Consider the following 23,210-nt stretch of genomic DNA (forward strand, 5'->3'; position numbering starts at 1 on the left):
TATCAAGCTGGTTATACTTCGGTGACTGTAAGAAATTGGATCAGGCCATGTCAGAAGTTGCCCTCGCCACAGCCCCACTGACCGCCCCGCCGGTCATTCGGGCTCTGCTCGCAAAACTCGCCATCCCCTACACGGAAGTCGCCGACCTCCCGGGCCTGAATCCTGCGCAGAAGGTCCAGGCAGTGCTGCTGGAAGATGCGGTAGGCGCCCTGATGGTGCTGTTCCCGCAGAACCAGTTGCTCGACCTCAACCGCCTCGCCGAACTCACCGGCCGCCGCCTGACCGCTGTGTCGCCGGATCGCGTCAAGCGCATGCTCGACAAACATGACCTGAGCCTGCTGCCAGGTTTACCACCCCTTACCAGCTCGCCCTGCCTGTACGAAGGCAGCCTGCTCAACGAGCCGAGCCTGCTGGTGCATTCGGGTGAAGCAGGCCTGTTGCTGGAGATTCCCAGCGACGCCTTCAAGACGATGCTCACCAAGGCCAGCGCCGGACACTTCGGCGAGCCGTTGAGCAATATCCGCCCCAACCTCGACCGCCCCAACGATGACCGCGAGGAAATCACCCAGGCAATGCAGGCGTTCACCGCCCGCCGTATCCAGCAACGCCTGGAAGCGACCATCGAGATTCCGCCCCTGGCCGACACCGCGCAGAAGATCATCAAGCTGCGCGTCGACCCAAACGCCACCATCGACGACATCACCGGCGTGGTCGAGACCGACCCGGCCCTGGCCGCCCAAGTGGTGAGCTGGGCCGCGTCGCCGTACTACGCCTCGCCGGGCAAGATTCGTTCAGTGGAAGACGCCATCGTGCGTGTGCTGGGCTTCGACCTGGTGATCAACCTGGCGCTGGGCCTGGCCCTGGGCAAGACCCTGAGCCTGCCCAAGGACCACCCGCACCAGTCGACGCCGTACTGGCACCAGTCGATCTACACCGCCGCCGTGATCGAAGGGCTGACCCGCGCCATGCCCCGCGCACAGCGCCCGGAAGCCGGCCTCACCTACCTCGCCGGCCTGCTGCACAACTTCGGTTATCTGCTGCTGGCCCACGTGTTCCCGCCGCACTTCTCGCTGATCTGCCGTCACCTGGAGGTCAACCCGCACCTGTGCCACAGCTATGTCGAGCAACATCTGCTGGGCATCAGCCGCGAGCAGATCGGTGCCTGGCTGATGCGCTACTGGGACATGCCGGACGAACTGTCCACCGCCCTGCGCTTCCAGCACGACCCGACCTACGACGGGCAATACGCCGAGTACCCGAACCTGGTGAGCCTGGCGGTGCGTTTGTTGCGTAGCCGCGGGATCGGTTCCGGGCCGGATGAAGCGATTCCGGATGCGCTGCTGGAGCGCCTGGGCTTGAGCCGTGACAAGGCTGAAGAAGTGGTGGGTAAAGTGCTGGATGCTGAAGTGCTGTTGCGCGAACTGGCCTCGCAGTTCAGCCAGGGCTGAATCGGTCGCCTGTCAGACCGCTATCGGGGGCAAGCCCCCTCCCACACTTGAAATGCATGCCCATGTGGGAGGGGGCTTGCCCCCGATGAATCCACCACGCTCTATTTCTTTTTCTTCGGCTTCAAGTATTTGGTCAACCCCTGGAACCAGATCACCAGCGCCGGGTTGCCCTTGATCTGGATCGACTTGTCCTGAATCCCCGTCATGAACGCCAGCTGCTTGTTCTTCGCCTGCATCGTGGCGAAGCCATAGGCGGCGTCTTTGAACGCAATGGCAAACGCCGGCGCCGGGTGAACACCCGAGCGGCTGGTGATGCGCTGGTCTTTGACGATGAAGTGACGGGCTACCTTGCCGTCGAGGGTCTGCAACTGGAACGCCAGGTCTTTATCGCCCAACTGTTGCTGGAAGGCAGGATTGGTGCGGCTGGCTTTGCCCATCATCAGGCCCAGCACCCACAGGAGAAGACGGAATTTCATGCACACGGCCTCGGTGTAATTATTGAGTGGCCGCAGCAGTTTAACGATTTGCAAAAAGAACGCCACCGATCTTGCGCATTAGCGGAAGATCGGCTGGCGTTTGACGCTTATAGCAGCATGTTACTTAAACGTTTGGGCAAGGAACCGGCGCCCAGTCGGCCAGGTTCGGATCGCGGCAGCTGCCTTCGAGCTGAGCTTTACCGGCGCTGGCGACCTGCTTGCTTTCAGCTTGCTTGACCTGGGCAGTCTGGAAGGTCTTCTCGGTGCTCACCGCTTCTGTGGGTACGGTTGGCAGAACCGGCTTTTTCGGCGGTTTGGTGCCTGTGCCTTTCTTCTTGCCCGATGTCACAACAGGTGTTGTGTCGGCCTTGGCCACGGTGACCACGTCAGTACGCTGTACGCCAACCTGTTGCAGGTCTTTCTCGTAGGCCTGGGTGTAGTTGTTCAGGTCTTCGGCGGCTTTACCGTTGACCGCAACGATCAGGTCATTGGATTCCTTCAGGCCCGAGACGATTTCCGCCAGGCGCTTGCGGCCTTCGGTGTCGTTGACGGTCTTGGCTTTGCGATCAGCCACCAACTTGGTGAACGCGCTCTGGTAGCACTGCTGAGACGCCTTGGCGTACGCCGTGCTGCGGTCGATGTCGGAGACGCTTTTGTTCACATCAGCCGCATACGAGGCAATACGCTGGTTGTCATCGGCGATCTGCTTCTGACGCTCGGTGTAGTAACCCGCTGCACCGCCGGCCAGGGCGCCGCCCGCAGCACCGATGGCCGCATTACGGCCACGTTTTTCCTTGTCGCCGGTCAGGGCGCCGAGCAGGGCACCGCCGGCAGCGCCGATGGCCGCACCGGTCACGACCGACTTGGTCATGTTCGAGTCGGTGGCGCGCAAGTGCTGCACGGGCTCATAGCAGTTGGGGTAGTACTCGACCTTGGTGCTCGACGCGACCTTGGAGGCCGGCGATGTGGCGCAACCGGTCAGCACAGTGCTGAAGCCAGCCGCGATCAGCAGCAAGTGACGCTTGGAAACCGCCTTACGGGAAAAAAGCATAGGTGTGTTCTCTTTTAAGTTTGACTTGCCCAGCACGGCCCACCGCCGCCTGAGTCCCTTCCAAGCTCGCTATACAGCCAGCGCTCATCGCTGACCGCTCGCTGCGAGCAATTCCTTCAAGATCGTTGCCGGGTCGGCCCGCTGTTGCTTGCGGTAGTTGCCGACATGGCGAACGAACAGTGTTGCGCGCGTCACCAGGCTCTTGCCGAGCACCGGCTTGCGATCCAACTCTTCCTTGATCCGTTGAAACTGCGCCTGGATCACCGCATCGGTGTAGCGCGTGCCGGTGGCCAGGTTATCGATATAGATCGCCACTGCGCCGTCGAGGGCGCTGCGGCCATTGGTAATGGCCATCTCGAACAGTTGCGCGCTGGCCGCGTCCTTGTTGTCCAGGGCCTGCTGGCGACTCTTCTGCAGGTTGGCCAGGCGGATGTTGTAGTTGGCGATGGTCTCGGCCACCAACGCGGCCGACTGAATCAGGTTGCCCGCCGCTTCTTCGCGTTGCTGGGCGATCAGCGAGACGTTGCGCTTGAGCTCTTCGTTGACCAGCCCCAGCTCGGCTTGCAGTTTGGGATCGACGCTGGCGGCGATGATGCTGTCCAGACGCTTGGTCGGGTCCTGGGCGTCGTCGATGGCGTCGGTCAGCGAGGCCAGGCGGCCCTCTTTCTGCCATTGGGCGAACAGCTCCTTGTAGCGCGAACGTGGCGCCGACAGCGCGCCGATCGCCACGCGGAAACCGGTGGTCTCGTTGCTCTGCTCGGTGCCATCGGCGGCAAACAGGGGGTATTCGCGGCGCATGCCGGTGAACAGCGTGCCCTCGCCTTCCAGGTAGTTGCCGCCCTTGACCACAAAGCCACCGTAGGTGCCCTGGCGGCGCCCGGCGTGGACCAGTTGGAACGATTCCTGGACCATTTCCGCGGCGTTGCCGATCACGTCGAACATACCAATCGGATTGGGCAATTTGGTACCGATGGGCATCAGGCGCGCAGCCTGGCCGGTACCACCGGCGACCTGGTTGAACACCGCGTAATCACTGAGCGGGCCGTCGCTGTCGCTGCCGTCGACACGGCGCGGGAACAGGCGCCCTTCCAGGTCCTGGCGGCTCACCGCATGGCCGCCGCGCGCAGCGAACTCCCACTCCACTTCGGTGGGCAGGCGCACAAAACCCAGTCCGCCGTCATCCGCCGAGGAACCACGGCCACTCACCGGCAGCAAGTCGCGGTGGTATTTCATCAGCCAGGCGCTGTACACCGCCGAGAAGCGCTCGGCTTCAAAGCGCGACAGTTTCACCTTGGGCAGGCGCCCGGCCATGCCGGTCGGCGCATCGCACGCCGGCGCCGGTTCGCCACTGGCCAGGGACTGCGCCTGGGACATCACCTGGGCGTACTGGCGTGCGGTCACTTCGTACTTGCCGATGAAGTACAGCATGGGCTTGAGCGGAGTCTTGGCGTCGGTCTTCGGCATCAACGGCGCGATGACTTTGTTCCAGTCCTTGGGCAGGTCCTTGAGGGTGAACTGGCCATTGATGAAGTCGCGACGGTAGCCGGAAATAAACGATTGCTGATAACCCGCCTCGCCTTCGGCAAAGGGGTAGCCGAGGCTGATCTCGCGGTCATCCAGGGTGCCCTGGGCCAACACGTAGGCGTAGCGGAACACCATGTTGCCTTCACAGGGCAACGGCAGGCTGACGTCGCCTTCCAACGGCTTGGGGTTGTCGAGCTTGTCACTCGCCTCATCGGCCCAGGCCATCGAGGCCAGGGTCAGCGCCACACAGGCGCCCAGCAACTTATACATCTCTGATTCCTTCAGAAGCCTGGATCCGCGCCACTCGCCAACCACCACACGCCGCCGCCACGGCGCTGACGCCGAGGACTGCAACCAGGGCCAGGCCGTAATGGCGCGCCAGCAGGTGGCTGGCGTGTTCGCCCGGCACCTGCACAAATAATTCATTCAAGCCCGACTCGGCCAGGCCATACAGCCCGGCACTGAGTACGGCGGCGAAACCCGCGCTGTACAGCGCCTGCACCACCACGAATAACAACAACCCACCGGTGGAAAACCCCAACAGGCGCAACACTGATAACTCCCGCCGCTTACGCGCGACGCAGGCCAGGGCGCCGGCAAAAATGGCCGCAAACGCCCCCGCCAACGCCAGCCCGCAGATCACCCAGAACACGATCGACAGGTTGCGGCTCAACGACTGCACCTGCGCGATGGTCTGCGCCTGGGTCGACACCAACAGGTTCTGCCCCGCGAAGTACACCCGCAGCGGCTCCACATCGGTAAGGTTGCGGGCATACAGGCGGAACGCCGGGTACACGCGCTGCTCACTGACGCCTGCAGCCTCCCCGTCCCAACCCAGGGCTGGCACTGCGCGGCCATCGCGGTAATCTTCCGCCGCTTCCAGCAAACCCAGGTCGGCAAACAAACCGTCACGAGCAAAGGCTTCCAGCGGCAACACCGCCAGCACCTGCACGCGCGTGCGCTGGGCTTCGACGCGCCCGGCCACTTGTCGTGCAAAGCTGGTTTCCAGCCAATCGCCAGGCCGCGCCGCCAGCTTTTCGGCGGCGGTGTGGCTCAGCACAATCTGGTCCAGGCCCTTGGGCACCGGCAGGCCGGCCAGCAGTGGGTCACCGTACGCGGTCGGCAGCATCTCCAGGGCCAACGTGCCCACTTGCGCCGTCGCCGCAATCTGCCGCGTACGCGGTATGGCGAACGCCACCTCACTGCGCTCGCCCAGTTGCTCGATAAACGCACTGCTGAATCGACCACCGCCCAGCGGAATAATTTCACGGGTGGCGGGGTCGGTCTGCAAACGTTCGGTCAAACTGCTAACCAGTCCAAATTTCAGGCCGAATAACACCAGCAGCGGCGCGATCACCGCCACCAGCGCCAGCACCGAACAGGCCGACAGCCAGGCATCGTTGCGGTAATCCTGCCAGGCCAGCGACGCCACCAGACCGATGCGCATCAGCACACCTCCCCGAGGGTGGCGGTGACGCCGCCATCGGTGTCGCGACGGCAACTGATGCGCCGCACCTGCAAGCCACTGGCGCGGGCCAGGGGCTCGTCGTGGGTGGCGATCACACAGGCCGAACGGTGTTCACGGGCCTGGGCCAGCAATGCGTGCATCACGCGCTCGGCATTCAGGGGGTCGAGGGACGCCGTCGGCTCGTCCGCCAGCACCAGTTGCGGCGCATGGGCCAGGGCGCGGGCACAGCTGACGCGCTGGCGCTGCCCTACCGACAGCGCCGCCGGTTTCTTGGCCAACTGGTCGCTGATCTCCAATTGCTCGGCCAGGCGCGCCACGCTGCCATCGTCCTTCAAGCCCAGCAGTTGCCGGGACAAGGCGATATTGCCGCGCACATCGAGAAAGCCCAGCAGGCCGCCGGTTTGCAGCACATAGCCCAAGTGCTGGCTGCGCAGCGCGGCCAATGCGGATTGCCGATCAGCGCGCCACAGCCCGGCAATGTCCTGCTGATAAAACTCGAACTGCCCGACCTGATCCGGCGCCAAGACCAGCGCCAGCAGGTCGAGCAAGGTGCTTTTGCCGCAACCGCTGGGCCCGACAATCGCCACTTGCTCGCCCGCACGCAGCGCCAGCGCCGGGATCACCAGGCTATAGCGCTGGCTACCGACGCCCCGGCTCTTGTGCACCGCGTTCAGGGTGAGCATCACGGCAACGTCGACAACGGAACGCGGTACAACGCATCGCCCGGCTCGGCATCGCCGAAACGGACCCAGTTGGCCAGGTCATTGTGGAAGGTTTCGTAGAGGCGGATTTTCGAGTCCAGCTCGTCAATAAAGTCTTCCTGCTCGGCCACGCTCAACGACAACCACAGGTCCTGGGTCATGTTCAGCGATTTGCTGCGGTACGGCAGGCCTTCGAGGTATTCGCCGAGAATGCCGCCGTCGGCCAGATTGCCGCCCTTGCGCAGGGCCTGCGGGTCCCGGCTCATGTAGGCCGAGGCACTGGCGATTTCCTGGAAGAAGTCCTTGGGCGAGGTCTGGGTCTTGCGCGCCGCGTCGACGATCAGCTTCAGTGACTGCTGCAGATCGTTGAGCTGCAACTTGGTCAGCATCACGCACACCTGGAACGCCGGCAGTGCCGGGTTGGTCAGGTCGCGGTCGGCGGTCCAGGCGCTGACCAGTTGCGGCGCCTGGCTCGCGGTTTTGCGGCCGAGGAAATCCATGTGCATGGCATAGCCGACCGCTGCGGACTTATCCGCCAGGCTCGGTGCGCTGCTCAGCAACGGGACCGGCTGCGGCGTGTTGCTGCGCACCTGATGCACAAGGTTGGCGAACACCGTGCCGATCTCATCCACCCGCTCGCCGAGCTTGCGCACATCGCCACCGGGCACCGCGGTGTACAGGTCGCCAATCTGCGGGTTGGCGTCGGCAGTGAGAATGCGGTACTGGCTCTCGGCACCGGCGTGGGTTTTCTTGCCGGCGTCGGTGCGCAGGTGCAAGGCGTAGATCTTGATCTGCTTGCCCAGCGCGGCCTGGCGCACTTCGGCTTCGTTCATCTGAGTGGCGGCGAACGGGTCATTCTTGCGCAGCGCACCGGCGTCGGTAACCAGCAGGATGATGCGCCCGCCATAACCGGACCAATCCATGCCGTCTACCGCCTGCATCACCCCGGCGAACGCATCTTCGTTGAAGGAGTGGCTGGACACGGTGGACGCCTTGACCTGGCGCGCCATGTCGAGGAAGCGTTGCGGATCGCGGCCCTGATCGAGGCTGATCAGAGTCTTGGCCACGTATTCCAGGCCCGGGGTTTTCTTGATGCTGCTGCGAAAGCCGACCATGCCGAAGCTGACACTGTCCAACTCGCCGCGCTCGGCGATGCGGGTTTGCAACTCGTGCACCACATCGCGGATCTGGTCGATATAGGGCTGCATCGACACGGTGGTGTCCACCACCAGCACCACGGCCGTGCGGAAGGCATCGGCGTTGGCATTCATCACCGGCGTCGCGGGTTTGGCGGCCGCGCTGCTGCCGGGGTCGATGGAGGCGACATTGAGTAACTGCACCGGTTGGCCGTTTTCGTCGAAGCTCTCTTTGGAGTCGAAGATCGGCAACAGGTAGAACTGGTTCTGCGGGACGGCGCTGGCGGCAGGCTCCAACGCGAGGATCTGGCTGTTGTCTTCGCTGTTTTTCTGCGCCTTGGCCAGCACGCCTTTGGCGGCGGAAGGGTCAGCCAGCAGTTTTTCCACTTCGCCGGATTGGCGCAGAAACATCACCGGCGCCCGGCCCGAGCGCTCGGTGAATTTCAGCACCAGGCTCTGCTTCCAGTCGCTGACTTGAGACGCAGGCAACCAACCGTCGCTGCGCCCATCGGTGGCGGCGCCGACACGCACCCACGGGCTGCCGTCGACGTCCTTGCGCTGGTACACATAGAGCACGGAAAACGCCGGCAGGGCCTTGCCTGGCGCGCTGCCCGCATCGGTCGAAAGCTTTGCGCCCGGCTTGCTGAGCACGCGCTGGAACAGGGTCTTCTTGCCGGCCATGAGCAACGGGCGTTGGCCGCCATCCGCTTCGGCGACCGCTGGCGGCGGTGGCGTGACTTTCGGCACCTCGGCAGCGGGCGGTTTGACCACCGGCTCGTCGCTACCGCTCAACCACCAGTAGCTCGCACCGCCAATCGCCAGTGCAACCGCCACTGCAACCGCCGCCAGCGCCAACACCGGCCCACGGCGCTGCTCGCTGTGCTGGGTCGGCGGCACCACCGGTTGGCGCACCGGCTGGGGTTTATCACTGGGAATCTCGATGGACTCCGGGGTAATGCCCGCCAGGTCGAAACTCATCGGAATCGGCAACGGCCGCACCAGGGTGGCTTCCGGAGAGTCCGCCGGCAGGTTGTCCAAGGCGCGCAACAGCGCCGCCGCATCCGGGAAACGCTCAGCCGGGTCCTTGGCCAACAGCTTGCGCAGCACGTCCTGATAACGGCCATGGTGCACCGGCAGTTCCGGCAGCGGTTCGGTCAGGTGCGCCAGCGCCGTGGAGAGTGCATCGGTGCCGGTGTAAGGCAGCTTGCCGACCAGAATCTCGTACAGCACCACGCCCAGCGCATACAGGTCGGCGCGGCCATCGATCTCCTGGCCCCGCGCCTGTTCCGGGCTCATGTAGCTGGGGGTGCCCACGGCAAACCCGGCCTGGGTGAATTGCGTGCGGTCATCCAGCGACTTGGCGATACCGAAGTCGGACAGCACCGCCGTGCCATCGGCGCGAAACAGGATGTTCGCCGGTTTCACATCGCGGTGCACCAGGCCCTGGGCGTGGGCATAGCCCAGCGCCGAGGCGATCTGGCGGATCAGCGTCACGCCCTGCTCCGGTGTCATGCCGGCGGCGATGCGCTCCTTGAGGGTGCCGTTGGGCAGGTATTCCATGGCCATGTAGTACAGCTCACCGACATTGCCGATGTCATGGATGGTCACCGTGTGCGGGTGCGACAAGCGCGCCAGGGTCTTGCCCTCGCGCAGGAAGCGCTCGCAGAAGGTTGGATCGGCCGCCAGCGCCGCCGCCATCACCTTCAACGCCACCTTGCGCTCCAGCGAGCGCTGCGTCGCCAGGTACACGCTGGCCATGGCGCCTTCGCCGATCTCGCCTTCGATGTCATAACCGGGGATGACGATGTTCATGGCGATACCTTCACGACAAGGGCGGTGATGTTGTCCGGCGCGCCCCGGTTGAGCCCCAGGTGCACCAGGCTGCGCACGATTTCATCCGGCGCGTCGTGGCTGAGCACATCGCGGATTTCATGGTCTTCGACGGTCTTGTTCAGGCCGTCGCTGCACAGCAGGTAGCTGTCACCGGGGGCGATCAGCAGGTCGACCACCGCCAGGTCCAAGTGGGCTTCCACACCAATCGCACGGGTGACGATGTTGGCGCGCGGGTGCGTACGCGCGTCGGCTTCGCTGAGCAGGCCGCTGTCCTGCAGGTCCTGAACGTAGCTGTGGTCGCGGGAGATGCCTTCGAGCACGCCGTCGCGCAGGCGGTACAAGCGACTGTCGCCGGCCCACAGGCACACACCGCGCAGGCCACGGGCGGCCAGCACCACCACGGTGCTGCCCATCATGGTCACGCCACGGTTGGCGGTTTCTTCGCGCACGGCTGCGTTGATGCGCAGCAGGTCATTGCGCAGCGCTGCCGTGTATTCATCCAGGGAGCGCCCCACCGGCACGCTGCGCAGGCTGTCGACGATCAGGCTGCTGACATAGTCGCCCGCCGCATGCCCACCCATACCGTCGGCCACTACCCACAGGCGGTTTTCCGGCAGGTCCAGGCAGGCGTCTTCGTTGACCTGGCGGACCATGCCCACATGACTTTTGCTCGCGGATTTGTACGTCGACCCCATCTACACCACACCTTCTTGTCCGAGCAAAAACTGCGCAAAATCGCTGGCGGCAGGCAGGCCCTGACACCGCAGCAAACCAGGGGAAATACGTTGCGAACCACGCCCCCACCACAGGCTCGCGCCGTCGCAGGCCTGTTCGGCCAGGGCCGTCATGCGCTGGTGCGGCACGGTCGCGGCCACCCGTTGCAGGCCGGCGAAACGGCTGTCCACGGCACGCGGCTCACTCGCCGGCAAGCCCAGGCCATCGAGGCCTTCGTTGAAACCTTCAAAGGTCGCACCGGTATCCAGGGTGCTGAGCAACAGCGCCTCGGCCTGCTCGAACCAAGTGTCCGGCCCGCCCACCAGGGAGGCCGGATTGGTGTCGTGATCGAGCAACGCCACCACCGCCAGCGGGAAGTAGCGCCCCACCCGGTCAATGCTCGGCATCACCACGCCCGCCGCCGCATCCGGCCCGCACACGCCCGGCGCCAGCACAAAGCGCCACAGCGGGCTGACCAGGTAAGTATTGAGCCATTCACCGCCGAGGCTGTTCTGACTGGCCAGCAAACCCGCCGCCAGCCAGCTGTCCCACGGGCCGATAAAGCTCTGGGGCAAGGCGCGGCTGACAAAGTCGCCACGGCTGGCCAACTTGCCGTAGAAGCCCAGCGTCGTCATAGCCGCTCCGGCAGGCTGAAGCCACTGAGCACGCGGCTCTTGAACGGGTTGAAGGCGCTGTTGGCGCGCAACTCGTAGGCAATGCTCGCACCGTCGACGCGCAGGCGCAGGTTGAAGCGGTCCGGTGAGTTGCCGGCGGTAAGATCCGACTGCTCCAGCAAGCGGAACCACGCCCACGGCCCGTCCAGGGTCACGCCGGAACGGCCACTGGCCGAGGGCGGCATGATGGAAATCCGCACCACGCCAATGCTGCCGGGGTTCGGCCATTGCATCGCCACCGGGCGGCTGGGGCCGTGGTCGTAGCTCAACTGCTGGCCGTCCAGGTCCAGCAGGAACTGGGTGATGGTCGGGTCCATCGACACCGGCTTGAGTTCAAACCGCACGATTGGCTGGGTGCCACCGGAGCGGAAGAACGCATCGCGGATCGTCGCGGCTCGCTGGAAGGTTTGCAGCACGCCCGGAGCAATGCCGAGCTTCTGTGCCGCGCCCGGCTGCCAGCGCCAGGTCTGCGCCGAGGTGTCCACGTAAGGCTGCAGGTATTTGCGGAAGTAGTTGTCCATCACTCCGCCCACGCCGAAGAACTGGCCGAAGTCATCCAGGGTGGCATCCCGTGCGCTGCCCGGCGACATCGGGTAACGCCCGGCCAGGGACTGGCGATACACGTTGACCACTTCGCTGACCCAGGCCGCGTTCAATTGGTTGCGCACGCCGCCCATCATGCTGTTGGTGGTGGAGTTGACCACCGACTTGACCATGCCTTGCACCAGCGGCGGCTGGCGCTCGGCATTCAGACTGACCCGAGTCGCCGCAGCCGCCGCCTGGTTCTTCGCCTCGCCGAGCAACGCATCGCCGCTGGCGCCAACCATGGCGCTGACCTGCACATACAGCGCGTTCATGTCGGTGAGCAGGCCGTCGATAGCCGCCGGTTCGCCTTCGTTCTTGCTGACGATGCTGTTGAGCTGGGCGAAGTGCGCGGTCACCGGATCCTCCGCCGCCGCAGGCGCATTGGCCGTCGGTTGCTCCTGGCCGAGCAGGCTGCCCAGGCGCTCCTTGAGCTTGTCGACGCCCCCTTCTACCGGCACGCCTTTGGCGGCCAGTTGTCGCTCTTCGGCTTGCAGGTCGGTTTCCTTGGCCACCGCCACCAGCAGTTTTTTCAGCGGCGAGGTCGGGCCGGAAATTACCCGCAGTACATCGGCCGCCTGGGCCACGCTGGTGATCGGCACAAAGTCGATGTCCGCCAGCAACGCATCCCACTGGCGCTGGTAATCCTGGAAATACAGGCGCCGCACATCGGCGGCCAGGCTCACGACGTTCTGCTGGTCAGCCTGTTCGTTGCCCAACACCCACTGTTCTTCAGCGAGGGTGCCGGTCTGGTTCAGGCTGCTCAGCAGGAACGCCTGGCGATAGCCCTTGGCGGTGAAGAAGCCACTCAACGGCTCGCCCAGCGGCTTGCCGCTCTTGCGGCTGAACACCAGCGCGGCGTCACGGCCGGCGGCTTCGTTGAGGCGAAAGTCCGGGATGCCCTCGGGCAGTTTCTGGCGCTTGACCCGGTCATATACGCGCTGGGCCACTGGCAGTTGTTGCAACTGGCGGCGCAGGTCGTCGATCAGCCGTTGATCCAGGCGTGCGTTCGGCGGGTGGCGTTCGAACAGCGACTGCAAGTGCCCGGCCAATGCCTGGCGCTGATCCGCCGGCAGGTCGCGGGGCAGGTTGCGGTCCCAGTCCAGGGCGATCCAGGCCTTGATGAAGTCCGGGTCGTAATGCTCGGCGTCAGCCAGCATCAGGTAAGCCTTGAGGCCTTCGTAGAGGAAGTCGGAATTGCCGCCGCCGTGCAGTTGTTCTTCGATGCGCGTCACCAGGCGTGGCGCGAACACCGCGATCAGCAGCTTGCGGTAGACGCTGGCGGACTCGGCTTCAAGCATATCGCCCTGATACAGCCCCAGGCCTTCGGACCAGCTCGGCGAATCGCCCGCCAGGTTTTTCACGGCGTTGAGCAACGGCAGCACGGCGAGCACTTCGCGCTGCGCCGGGCTCAGGTTCTGTACGGTCTGGCCCAGCGGCGCGACCTTCTGGTCGACTTGGGCGATGTAGGCCTGGTTGGCGCGGTAACTCACCCACCACAGGCCGCTGACTACCACGACCAATGCCACAGTGGCGGCCAGCACACCCCGCGCAATCCACTTGCGCCGCCGCTCGACCTTCGGGTTCACCCCCACCAGGCCACGCTCGGCAAACGCCACGGCGGTGAAGAGTTTTTCGATGAAGTAGCTGCGCCCGGTGCCGCTCTGGCGCGCCAGGTGCTGGCGGTCCAGGTTCATGCTCTGGGCCATGGCGCCGATCAGGCGGTCAATCGGGCTGCCTTCCTGGGTGCCGCTGGTGAAGTACACGCCGCGCAGCAACACGCGCTCTTCAAAGGCATTGGGTTTGAACACGCCTTCGAGGAAGCTTTGCAAGCAATCCTTCAAGGCGCCGAACTGCTGCGGGAAGCCATAGATCAGGTCGCGCCGCGCCGGGTCGCGCTCCTGTTGCAGGCGTTCGACCAGGCGTTCGTTGAGGCGCTGTTCCAGCCCGGCGAACTCGCTTTGCAGGTGTGCCAATGGGCTGTCGCTGTTTTTGCCATCGTCCAGGGCAAAGGTCATGCCCCACACCTGGGCGCGTTCCTCCTTGCTCAGGTTGTCGAAGAACTCCATGAAGCCCGGCACCAGGTCGAGCTTGGTCAGCATCAGGTAGATCGGGAAGCGCACGCCCAGTTGGGTGTACAGCTCCTGGATACGCAGGCGGATGGCAGCGGCATGGGCGGCGCGCTCGGCGTCAGTGCCCAGCAGCAGGTCCGACAGGCTGATGGCGATAAACGCACCATCGATGGGGCGACGTGAGCGCTGTTTTTTCAGCAGGTCGAGGAAGCCCAGCCATGCGGCCTTATCCACCGTGGAGTTGCTGTCCTGGGTGGTGTAGCGGCCCGCGGTGTCGAGCAGCACGGCTTGATCGGTAAACCACCAGTCGCAGTTGCGCGTACCGCCGACGCCACGCACGGCGCCAGCGCCCAGTTGCGCGGCCAACGGGAAATGCAGGCCGGAATTGACCAGCGCGGTGGTCTTGCCCGAACCCGGCGGGCCGATGATCACGTACCACGGCAGCTCGTAGAGGTTGCGGCGCTCATCACCACCGAGCTTGGCCTTTTTCAGCAGGGCCAGGGCCTCGTCCATGCGCTGGCGCAGGGTGGTGAGTTCTTCGGCGGTGGCGACGCTGTTGGGGTCGGCAGGGGTTTCGGCGGCCAGGCTGCGCATCACTTCGGCGGCCTGACGGCGCGCCTGGATGATGCGGAACACGCGGTAGGCCAGCCACACCGCGAATACCAGGATGATCAGCGCCCAGCGCCGGCCTTCCGGTATCAGCACGTCGAGCAACGGCCCGACAAACCAGATGATCAGGCTCAGGGCAATCAAACCCAGCACGGGGATCACCCAGCGAATCATGAAACTGAAAAACGCCTTCACTCGACGCCCTCCGCCAATACGGTGATTTCAACCCGACGATTGCGGGCACGGCCTTCGGCAGTGGCGTTGGTCGCCACCGGCTCGGTGTCGCTGCGGCCCTCGGCACTGAAGCGCTCGGCCTGGCCGGTCTTGGCCGCCAGGATCTCCAGCACCGACTTGGCCCGCGCTTCGGACAGCGCCCAGTTGGACGGGAAGCGCAGCGTGGCAATCGGGCGGTTGTCACTGTGCCCGGTCACCCGCACCTGGCCCTTGACCTTGCGAATGGCGTCGGCGATACGCAGCATCAGCGGCTGGTAGTCGTCGACGATGCTGGAACTGGCGGAGGCGAACAGCTCATCGCCACGAATGGTCACCACGGAACGGTCGACCGCATCCTCCACCGCCACGCGGCCGGCCTTGATGTCTTCCACCAGGAAGCCCGCCAGGCGCGGGCGCTCGATGACTTTGGGCTGCGCCACCGGACGGTCGATGGCTTGCACCGGAATCTCGCCCAGGGCATGGATATTCTTGAACACCGGCTCGGCATCCGCCGCCAGCTTCAGGCGCAGGCCGAACAGCAACGCCAGCAGCAACGCGACACCGATGGCCACGGCGATCCAGGGTGGCATGAATTGCGCCAGGCGATCGCGCGCCACGGTCACGCCGCGCCAGTGCGGCGACAGCTCACGCTCATGCTCGCCACGCGCACTGCGAATGGCCGCGGCGGTGCGTTCGCGCAGGGTCTCCAGCTGGCTGCGACCGTCGTTCATTACGCGGTAGCGGCCTTCGAAACCCAGGCACATGCACAGGTACAACAGCTCCAACAGGTACAGGCGTTCCCGTGGGCTTTGCAGGCAGTGGTCCAACAGTTGGAAGACTTTTTCGCCGCCCCAGGCCTCGTTGTGCACGGTGATCAGCAGGCTCTGCTTGCCCCAGTCACTGGTGCTGCCCCAGGGCGTGCTCAACACCGCCTCATCCAGAGCAGTGCACAGCGCGTAACGCGCCAGAAGCACTTCGTTACGGGCGATGCCAGCGGCTTCGGCACGCTCTTCGAACTGGCGCAGGTAGGCCAGCAATTGTGCGCGCAAGCTGGCCGGCGCCGGGTGGGCGATGGTGTTGCGCAGGCGCGTCAGCAGCGCCAACAGCGGGCCGGCGGCACTTTCCAGCGGGTTGAGGCCGTGGCTCTTGCCGGTGAGCATCGGTGCGGCCGGCATGGCCAGGGGCGAAGCTTCGGCACGCACAGGCTCCGGCGCCCGGCCACCCGGACGCGGCATGAACTGGGTGCGGTCATCATCATTGGGATGCATCGCGGATTATCCTCGGATCGCCCAGAAGGCCAGGTTCAAGCCCGGGAACTGCCCGGCGATATGGAAGGCAAAACCGCCGGAATTGCCCAGTTGTTGCCAATGCTCGCTGCCGCGATCGAGCTCGTAATACGTCGAGCCTGCGTGGTACGGCAGTTGGCGTGGCGCCACCGGCAGAGGCAACAGGCCAATACCCGGCAGTTGCAGGTTAACCAGGTCGCGGATGTGCTCCACCGAGCCGACTTTGCTCTGCTGGCCGAAGCGTGCGCGCAGGGTTTCGCCGGGCACATCGGCGCGCACCACCAGGATGAAACTGGCGTTGTCGAGCAGAGTCTTGTCGGCCAGCATCGCCACGTGCACGCCATAGGCTTTCTCGACAATCGGGATCGGTGTGGCCTTGCTGTCGATCAGCATCGACAACGCTTCACGCAATGCCGCCATCACCGGCGCGAAGCTCAGGGCCAGGTCATCGTGCTGATACTGCGGGTATTCCTGGGGGCGACGACCGGAGGTGGAGAAGGTCGAGAACTCGCCGGCCAGGCTGACCAGCTCGCTGAAGAAGCGCTCTGGGTGCAACGGGCTCAACTGGCTCAAATGCTGGACCAGCGGTTGGGCGCGGTTGACCAGTTGCAGCAGCATGAAGTCGGCAATCTCCGACGCGCCACCGGCGCCCGATGCCACCACCCGCCCCGCCAGGGCTTCGCCGCGCTGGTGCAGCAGGCCGAGCAGTTCGCTGCGAAAGGCGGTGAGCGGTTTGCTCGCGGCCACATCCAATACTGGCGGGATGTAGGTGTCATCGAGCACCAAGGCGCGGTCGGCCCGTTTTTCCTTGATGCGCACCAGGCCCACGGCGGCGTAATCGCTGATGCCATCCTGGGCGGTGAGCAGGCGCAGGGCGCGGGAACCCACGGCCACCGGGGCGCGGTTTTCGAAAGGTGAGTTGTCATCGCGTACTTCGCGCACCTGGCTCACATAACGCGCAGCCTCCAGGGCTTCGCCTTCATCCACGGTATCGCGGGCGCCGGCGCGCTTGAGCGGCAGGGCCAGGTACACCAGGCCGTCGCGCAGGTTGTCATCGATATTCAGCGGGCTTGGCGCCAGGTCATCCTGGGGGATATTGAACGGCGTGCCGTCGGGCAGCAGGCCACGCGCCGACACGATCGCCAGCTTGCCCTGGGCCAGCAGGCCCTGGTCGATCAGCAGCTCGGAAAAACCCCAGGCGCCGGCGGACAACGGGCGGCTGCGGGCATCGATCAGGTTTTCCAGGTAACGGTCATGCTGCTGGAAGTGCTGCGTTCCGATGAACATGCCTTCCGACCAGACCACGCGATTGTTCCAGGACATGGGGGCTCCGATTGCTTCTTATTGGGCAGGGCTGGATGGGGTAACCACGACGTCGGCGCGCACGGCACGCACATCGAGGCTGATCTGGTATTCGGTGTACTGGCGCGCGGGCACGTTGATCACCGTGCGCCATTGCGCGCGGTCCAGCTCGCGATAGCCCACCAGCAAACCGATCTGGCGCGTGGACGGGTCGAGGTCACGCTGGATGCTCAGTTGCTCGCCGGGTTGCACCATCACTTCGTCCTGGTCCAGCAGGTCCAGGCCCAGTGTGGATTGCGCACGGTCCGCCAGGGCGAAGTAATCGGAGCGGGCGAAGGTGGCGGCGTTTTTCAGTTCGAAAATGCGCACCCGCACCGGGGCGGCCTGGCCGTTGGCGCCGGGGTTGAGCCCGCTGATCGCATGAAAGTGCAGCTCGACGGCGGCCGTATCCACTTCGGCCTCGGCGGCTGTTTCGGGTTTGGCGGCGTCTTTGGCACACGCCGTCAGCAAAAGCAGTGTGGCGACTGCGAGTAAAAACCTGGGAATCATCCTGCGTCCTCAATGACGTACTTAGCTATCCGTTAAATCCATGTGCTGCGGTTCAGCGTCGCTGTCGTGCGCTGTGTTCTTCGTAGGCCCGGCTGAATTCGCGGCCGAACAGGTCCTGGAAATCTTCCTGGGCCTCGCGGGAAATATTGCTGTAGAGCTCGGTGAACTGCTGCCAGTACTGGGCCTGGCGCGAACCGTTGAAAAGGCTCGACAGCCCGCCGGGCTTGCCCATGCGTTCTTCCAGTTGCGCCGGTTCAAAGCGGCTGAGCAGGTGCTTGATGGCCGCTTCCACGCCGGCCATCACCGCCAACTGGTGGGCGCGCAGGTCGTTGAAACTGTCGCGTACGGCGAGGTCGGGTGCCATAAACGCCTGGTTGCCGTGGCGCAGGAGCAGCAGTAACGCTTCGTCGGCATTCGGGGCGAACTTCAACGGATTGTTTTCTGCCGGCTGGATCATGGTCTGCTGCATGCGGAACTCGCCCTTGAGGCTGGCGCGGGCCCGCAGCACATCGATCAGGCCTTCGACCATCAGGCGGTAGCTGCGGCCGATGTTTTCCATCTGGGCCTCGGCCTGGGCTTTGTCCAGGCGCAGTTGGTCCAGGCCCGCACCACGCAGGAAGGCTTGCAGAAGGTCCGGTTGCTGGCTTTCGGCCACGGGCGGTGGGGGCTCGACCACGGGGGGCGACTGGATGACCGGTGGCGGCGCAGGTGGCGGCGCAGCGCTGACGACGGGTGCTGGCGTGTCGCCAAACAGGTCCCAGTCTTCGGGAATCACCGCGCCCGACACCACCGGCGGTGCCACTACCGGCACAGCCACCGGTGTCGGCGGGCGGAAGTCATGTTGCTCGGAAGGCACGTGGTCCGGCACGGTTGGCGGCGGTACGGCGGTAGGACTGAGGAAATCGAACAGGTCCGGCAGCGTGTCCATCGATGAAGCGCCCTGGAATTGCGGCGCAATCACCGGAACAGGCGCGGGCTTATTCGACACGGCGCCCATCAGCGCTTCGAAACTGTTCGGCGACTCGCCGGCAAACGGCTGGCTGTCGACGGCCTGTACGTTGAAATCGATACGCGCCTGGATCTCGTAATCGCCGATGCGGATCAGCTCGCCATCTTGCAACAGCTCGCTGTTACCCCTACGCAAACGAATGCCGGCGTTAACCAACTCCACTCCGTTGGTACTGTTATCAGTTAAATAATAACGGCCATCTTTGTACTGAATAACGCAGTGCTGCGAGGAGACCAGACGCTCAGGATCAGGCAATACCCAGTCATTATCCGAGCTGCGGCCGATAGCCATCGAGCCCTGATTCATGGACTTTTCGGAGCACTGCCCAGGGGTAATCTTGTGATAACTAGTGATAGTCAAACACAGCGACATCTTGCCTCCTTGCTGATACTTCGCGCGCGGTCGATTCCCGGGACAGCGCTTCCCGGGATATCCCCATCAGGTCGAGCAATCGACCGTCCAAAACCTGCCAATACCAGCATGATCGCTGATCTTAACTGGGCTCTATGACAAAAATCCTGTCCCGGTACGTCGTTCGACCCACTAGTCGCGCAGGTTGTTAAGCACCGCACATCTGTCACAGAGGGCGAATAGCTTACCTTGACAAGGCATAAGTACTACACCAAAAATGCACAACTTCTTGAATACCAGTGATGGCACATTAGTGGCATCTTGCTTATATGACCAAGAAAACATGCAAAGTTCCTTACGCAACTAATGCATGAATTGCCCGCGATCTAACGGGCTGATAGGGAGATCAAATTCAGTGGATGTGCCGTTGCTGCTCACCGCCGTTTCCGCGACTTCGCCCTGTGGCGAAGATATGGAATATGACGCGCAATTTCTGCAATTGGAGCGTGATGCCAAGGGCCAACCCGAGCGCAGCATGGGCGACTCGATCCTGCCCGCTGAACCGCCGGAATGGCGCAGCATCCAGCAGCAAAGCCTCGACTTGCTCGCGCGCAGCAAAGACCTGCGCATCACCCATTTCCTGCTGCAAAGCACCCTTGCCCTCCAAGGCGTGGCCGGCCTGGCCGAAGCGCTGACGCTGATCGATGCGTTGCTGCGTGATTACTGGTCCGACCTGCACCCGCGCCTGGACGCCGACGACGATAACGACCCCACCGTACGCATCAACGCCCTCACCGGCCTGACCTGCGACACCAACATCCGCCTGCTGCGCGAAAGCATCCTCACGCGCTCGCGCACCTTCGGCCCCGTGAGCCTGCGCGCGGCGCTCAACGCCAGTGGCCTGTTGAGCTTCCCCGATGAACAACTCGGCGCGCAGCAGCTCAACGCGGCGTTCCTCGACAGCGACCCCGAGCAGCTACAGGCCACCCGCGACGCCCTGACTACGGCGCGTGCGGCGTGCGAAGCGATCGAACAACAGGTCAACGATCAGGTCGGTTCGGCCCAGGGCGTGGACCTCAGCGCCTTGAAGCAGCCGCTCAAGCAGGCGTTGCAGATACTCAATCAAGCGGTGCCCGGCGCCGCCGGCAGCAGCGAACCCGAGGCCGTCAGTGACGACAATGCCCCCTCGGCCGACTTCGCCGCCGCCCCCGCAGCACCGCGTCCCGTTGGCGATATCGCCAGCCGCGACGATGTGTTGCGCAGTCTCGACAAGATCCTTGCGTACTACACCCGGCACGAGCCTTCGAGCCCGCTGCCGGTGCTGTTGAACCGGGCGAAGAATCTGGTGCACGCCGACTTTGCGGCCATCGTGCGCAATCTGATTCCCGACGGCATGTCCCAATTTGAAAACCTGCGCGGGCCGGACGGCGAGTAAGCCATCCCACTGTGCAGTAACAACACCGTCGCTCAAGCGACCAGGAGCAGCAACGTGGCGAAGCAAAGTTCTCAGAAATTCATCGCGCGCAACCGTGCGCCTCGAGTGCAGATCGAGTACGACGTCGAGCTCTACGGCGCCGAGAAAAAGGTCCAGCTGCCCTTCGTAATGGGCGTGATGGCCGACCTCGCCGGCAAGCCTGCCGAGCCGTTGGCGCCGGTGGCCGACCGCAAGTTCCTTGAAGTGGACGTCGACAACTTCGACTCGCGCCTCAAGGCCATGCAGCCGCGCGTGGCGTTTCACGTACCGAACGAACTGACCGGCGAAGGCAACCTGAGCCTGGACATCACCTTCGAAAGCATGGACGACTTCAGCCCGGCCGCCGTGGCACGCAAGGTCGACTCGCTGAATCAACTGCTCGAAGCCCGCACCCAGCTGGCCAACCTGCTGACCTACATGGACGGCAAGACCGGCGCTGAAGAAATCATCATGAAGGCGATCAAGGATCCGGCACTGCTGCAAGCACTTGCCAGCGCGCCTAAGCCTGCAGGGGACCAGTAATCATGACTGACAATACCGCCCGCGAAGGCTCCCAGATCCTGGGCACCCAGACCGAAGAAGCCAGCGAGTTCGCCAACCTGCTGCTGCAGGAATTCAAGCCCAAGACCGAGCGCGCCCGCGAAGCCGTGGAAACCGCCGTGCGCACCTTGGCCGAACAGGCCCTGGCGCAAACCGACCTGGTCTCCAATGACGCGATCAAGTCGATCGAATCGATCATCGCGGCCATCGACGCCAAGCTGACCGCCCAGGTCAACCAGATCATCCATCACCCGGACTTCCAACAGCTGGAAAGCGCCTGGCGTGGCCTGCACTACCTGGTCAACAACACCGAGAGCGATGAGCAGCTCAAGATCCGTGTGCTCAACATCTCCAAGCCGGACCTGCACAAGACCCTGAAGAAATTCAAGGGCACCGCGTGGGACCAGAGCCCGATCTTCAAGAAGATGTACGAAGAAGAATACGGCCAGTTCGGCGGCGAACCCTACGGCTGCCTGGTGGGCGACTACTACTTCGACCAGTCGCCACCCGACGTGGAACTGCTGGGCGAACTGTCGAAAGTCTGCGCCGCCATGCACTCCCCGTTCATCGCTGCCGCTTCGCCGACCGTGATGGGCATGGGCTCGTGGCAAGAGCTGTCGAACCCGCGCGACCTGACCAAGATCTTCACCACTCCGGAATACGCCGGCTGGCGTTCGCTGCGTGAATCGGAAGACTCGCGCTACATCGGCCTGACCATGCCGCGCTTCCTGGCGCGCCTGCCGTACGGCGCCAAGACCGACCCGGTGGAGGCCTTCGCCTTCGAAGAAAACACCGACGGTGCCGACAGTTCCAAGTACACCTGGGCCAACGCCGCGTATGCGATGGCGGTGAACATCAACCGTTCGTTCAAGCACTACGGCTGGTGCTCGCGCATCCGTGGCATCGAGTCTGGCGGTGAAGTGGAAAACCTGCCGGCCCACACGTTCCCGACCGATGACGGTGGCGTGGACATGAAGTGCCCTACCGAAATCGCCATCAGCGACCGCCGTGAAGCGGAACTGGCGAAAAACGGTTTCATGCCGCTGCTGCACAAGAAAAACACCGACTTCGCCGCGTTCATTGGCGCGCAGTCGTTGCAGAAACCGGCCGAATACGATGACCCGGACGCCACCGCTAACGCCAACCTGGCCGCGCGCCTGCCGTACCTGTTCGCCACCTGCCGTTTCGCTCACTACTTGAAGTGCATCGTGCGCGACAAGATCGGTTCCTTCAAAGAGAAGGACGAGATGCAGCGCTGGTTGCAGGACTGGATCCTCAACTACGTGGACGGTGACCCGGCGCACTCCACCGAAACCACCAAGGCCCAGCACCCATTGGCTGCCGCCGAAGTGATCGTGGAAGAAGTCGAAGGCAACCCGGGGTACTACAACTCCAAGTTCTACCTGCGCCCGCACTACCAGCTCGAAGGGCTGACGGTGTCGCTGCGCCTGGTATCGAAGCTGCCTTCGGCGAAAAGCGCGTAAACCACCGATGAGCTAGCTCTTCTGTGGGAGGGGGCTTGCCCCCGATGGCATCACCGGGGTGTAACTGACACACCGAGGTGCCTGCATCGGGGGCAAGCCCCCTCCCACACAAAAGCACTGCCCATTTGGAGTTAATCAAATTCAGTGGCCCACGCCACACAGGGAGAAAACATGGCTGTTGATATTTTCATCAAGATCGGCGACATCAAGGGCGAGTCCATGGACAAGGCCCACAAGGACGAAATCGACGTGCTGAACTGGAGCTGGGGCATGGCCCAGTCCGGCAACATGCACGTGGGCGGCGGTGGCGGCGCGGGCAAGGTGAACATCCAGGACCTGTCGCTGACCAAGTACGTCGACAAGGCTTCGCCGAACCTGATGATGCACTGCGCCAGCGGCAAGCACATCGACAAGGTCAAGCTGACCGTGCGCAAGGCCGGTGGCGAAAGCCAGGTCGAGTACATGGTGATCAACCTGGAAGAAGTGCTGGTGACCTCGCTGAGCACCGGCGGTTCGGGCACCGATGACCGCCTGACCGAGAACGTCACCCTGAACTTCGCCCAAGTGATGGTCGACTACCAGCCGCAGAAAGCCGACGGCACCAAAGACGGCGGCGCGATCAAGTTTGGCTGGAATATCCGTTCCAACACCAAGCGCTGATAGCCCTGGTGGCCGTGGCGCCATGCCACGGCCCCTGGTTTTTTGTCCCTCTCG

Annotated in this window: 18 protein-coding genes; 5 read left to right on the forward strand and 13 right to left on the reverse strand. The window is 63.9% G+C overall.

Annotated elements, in window-relative coordinates; genetic code table 11:
• The first annotated feature begins 47 nt into the window (after positions 1 to 47).
• Positions 48 to 1,448, forward strand: coding sequence for an aminoacyl-tRNA deacylase and HDOD domain-containing protein (locus tag K5K89_RS00230; protein ID WP_222540650.1), 1,401 nt, complete (start codon positions 48 to 50; stop codon positions 1,446 to 1,448).
• 101 nt (positions 1,449 to 1,549) lie between these two features.
• On the opposite strand, the gene K5K89_RS00235 is transcribed toward K5K89_RS00230, so the two are convergent.
• The 13 genes from K5K89_RS00235 to tagH all read right to left on the reverse strand — a co-directional run bounded on the left by K5K89_RS00235 (position 1,550) and on the right by tagH (position 19,019).
• Positions 1,550 to 1,924, reverse strand: coding sequence for a hypothetical protein (locus tag K5K89_RS00235; protein ID WP_003195530.1), 375 nt, complete (start codon positions 1,922 to 1,924; stop codon positions 1,550 to 1,552).
• Between the two features lie 124 nt (positions 1,925 to 2,048).
• A complete protein-coding gene (gene tagQ / locus K5K89_RS00240; RefSeq protein WP_071488084.1) occupies positions 2,049 to 2,975 on the reverse strand; it encodes a type VI secretion system-associated lipoprotein TagQ in 927 nt (308 codons plus the stop codon).
• 84 nt (positions 2,976 to 3,059) lie between these two features.
• Positions 3,060 to 4,769 (reverse strand): formylglycine-generating enzyme family protein, encoded by a 1,710-nt coding sequence (locus tag K5K89_RS00245; protein WP_071488085.1) that lies wholly within the window; start codon positions 4,767 to 4,769, stop codon positions 3,060 to 3,062.
• Positions 4,762 to 5,946 carry an ABC transporter permease gene (locus K5K89_RS00250; RefSeq protein ID WP_222540651.1) on the reverse strand — a complete coding sequence of 395 codons (1,185 nt, stop codon included), beginning with the start codon at positions 5,944 to 5,946 and terminating at the stop codon, positions 4,762 to 4,764. Before K5K89_RS00250 ends, K5K89_RS00245 begins: the two co-directional genes overlap by 8 nt.
• The gene (locus K5K89_RS00255; RefSeq protein ID WP_222540652.1) at positions 5,946 to 6,650 is read right to left on the reverse strand and encodes an ABC transporter ATP-binding protein; all 705 of its coding nucleotides are present in this window, start codon (positions 6,648 to 6,650) and stop codon (positions 5,946 to 5,948) included. The genes K5K89_RS00250 and K5K89_RS00255 overlap by 1 nt, the downstream gene beginning before the upstream one ends.
• Positions 6,650 to 9,616 carry a serine/threonine-protein kinase gene (locus K5K89_RS00260; RefSeq protein WP_071488088.1) on the reverse strand — a complete coding sequence of 989 codons (2,967 nt, stop codon included), beginning with the start codon at positions 9,614 to 9,616 and terminating at the stop codon, positions 6,650 to 6,652. The genes K5K89_RS00255 and K5K89_RS00260 overlap by 1 nt, the downstream gene beginning before the upstream one ends.
• Positions 9,613 to 10,332, reverse strand: coding sequence for a PP2C family protein-serine/threonine phosphatase (locus K5K89_RS00265; protein WP_071488089.1), 720 nt, complete (start codon positions 10,330 to 10,332; stop codon positions 9,613 to 9,615). The genes K5K89_RS00260 and K5K89_RS00265 overlap by 4 nt, the downstream gene beginning before the upstream one ends.
• Positions 10,333 to 10,986, reverse strand: a complete 654-nt coding sequence (tagF, locus tag K5K89_RS00270; protein WP_222540653.1) for a type VI secretion system-associated protein TagF — start codon at positions 10,984 to 10,986, stop codon at positions 10,333 to 10,335.
• Complete coding sequence (gene tssM, locus K5K89_RS00275; RefSeq protein WP_222540654.1) at positions 10,983 to 14,483, reverse strand: type VI secretion system membrane subunit TssM; 3,501 nt, start codon at positions 14,481 to 14,483, stop codon at positions 10,983 to 10,985. Before tssM ends, tagF begins: the two co-directional genes overlap by 4 nt.
• On the reverse strand, positions 14,480 to 15,769 hold the full coding sequence (locus K5K89_RS00280) for a DotU family type VI secretion system protein (RefSeq protein WP_222540655.1): 1,290 nt from the start codon (positions 15,767 to 15,769) through the stop codon (positions 14,480 to 14,482). The genes tssM and K5K89_RS00280 overlap by 4 nt, the downstream gene beginning before the upstream one ends.
• Before the next feature lie 6 nt (positions 15,770 to 15,775).
• Positions 15,776 to 17,110, reverse strand: a complete 1,335-nt coding sequence (tssK, locus tag K5K89_RS00285) for a type VI secretion system baseplate subunit TssK (protein WP_222540656.1) — start codon at positions 17,108 to 17,110, stop codon at positions 15,776 to 15,778.
• 18 nt (positions 17,111 to 17,128) lie between these two features.
• Positions 17,129 to 17,638 carry a type VI secretion system lipoprotein TssJ gene (gene tssJ, locus K5K89_RS00290; RefSeq protein ID WP_071488094.1) on the reverse strand — a complete coding sequence of 170 codons (510 nt, stop codon included), beginning with the start codon at positions 17,636 to 17,638 and terminating at the stop codon, positions 17,129 to 17,131.
• 52 nt (positions 17,639 to 17,690) lie between these two features.
• Positions 17,691 to 19,019, reverse strand: a complete 1,329-nt coding sequence (tagH, locus tag K5K89_RS00295) for a type VI secretion system-associated FHA domain protein TagH (RefSeq protein ID WP_222540657.1) — start codon at positions 19,017 to 19,019, stop codon at positions 17,691 to 17,693.
• A gap of 394 nt (positions 19,020 to 19,413) precedes the next feature.
• Here tagH and tssA point away from each other — a divergent pair, with 394 nt between their 5' ends.
• From tssA to K5K89_RS00315, 4 genes are all read left to right on the forward strand, one after another.
• Entirely contained in the window at positions 19,414 to 20,433 is a 1,020-nt protein-coding gene (tssA, locus tag K5K89_RS00300) for a type VI secretion system protein TssA (protein ID WP_222540658.1), read from the forward strand.
• A 54-nt stretch (positions 20,434 to 20,487) separates the two neighbouring features.
• A complete protein-coding gene (gene tssB, locus K5K89_RS00305) occupies positions 20,488 to 20,994 on the forward strand; it encodes a type VI secretion system contractile sheath small subunit (RefSeq protein WP_010207547.1) in 507 nt (168 codons plus the stop codon).
• 2 nt (positions 20,995 to 20,996) lie between these two features.
• Complete coding sequence (gene tssC, locus K5K89_RS00310) at positions 20,997 to 22,496, forward strand: type VI secretion system contractile sheath large subunit (protein ID WP_058424268.1); 1,500 nt, start codon at positions 20,997 to 20,999, stop codon at positions 22,494 to 22,496.
• Positions 22,497 to 22,667: 171 nt separating this feature from the next.
• Complete coding sequence (locus tag K5K89_RS00315; RefSeq protein ID WP_005792512.1) at positions 22,668 to 23,156, forward strand: Hcp family type VI secretion system effector; 489 nt, start codon at positions 22,668 to 22,670, stop codon at positions 23,154 to 23,156.
• Positions 23,157 to 23,210: the final 54 nt, after the last annotated feature.

This window comes from Pseudomonas sp. DR208 (assembly GCF_019823005.1).
Taxonomy (GTDB): Bacteria; Pseudomonadota; Gammaproteobacteria; order Pseudomonadales; family Pseudomonadaceae; genus Aquipseudomonas; species Aquipseudomonas extremorientalis.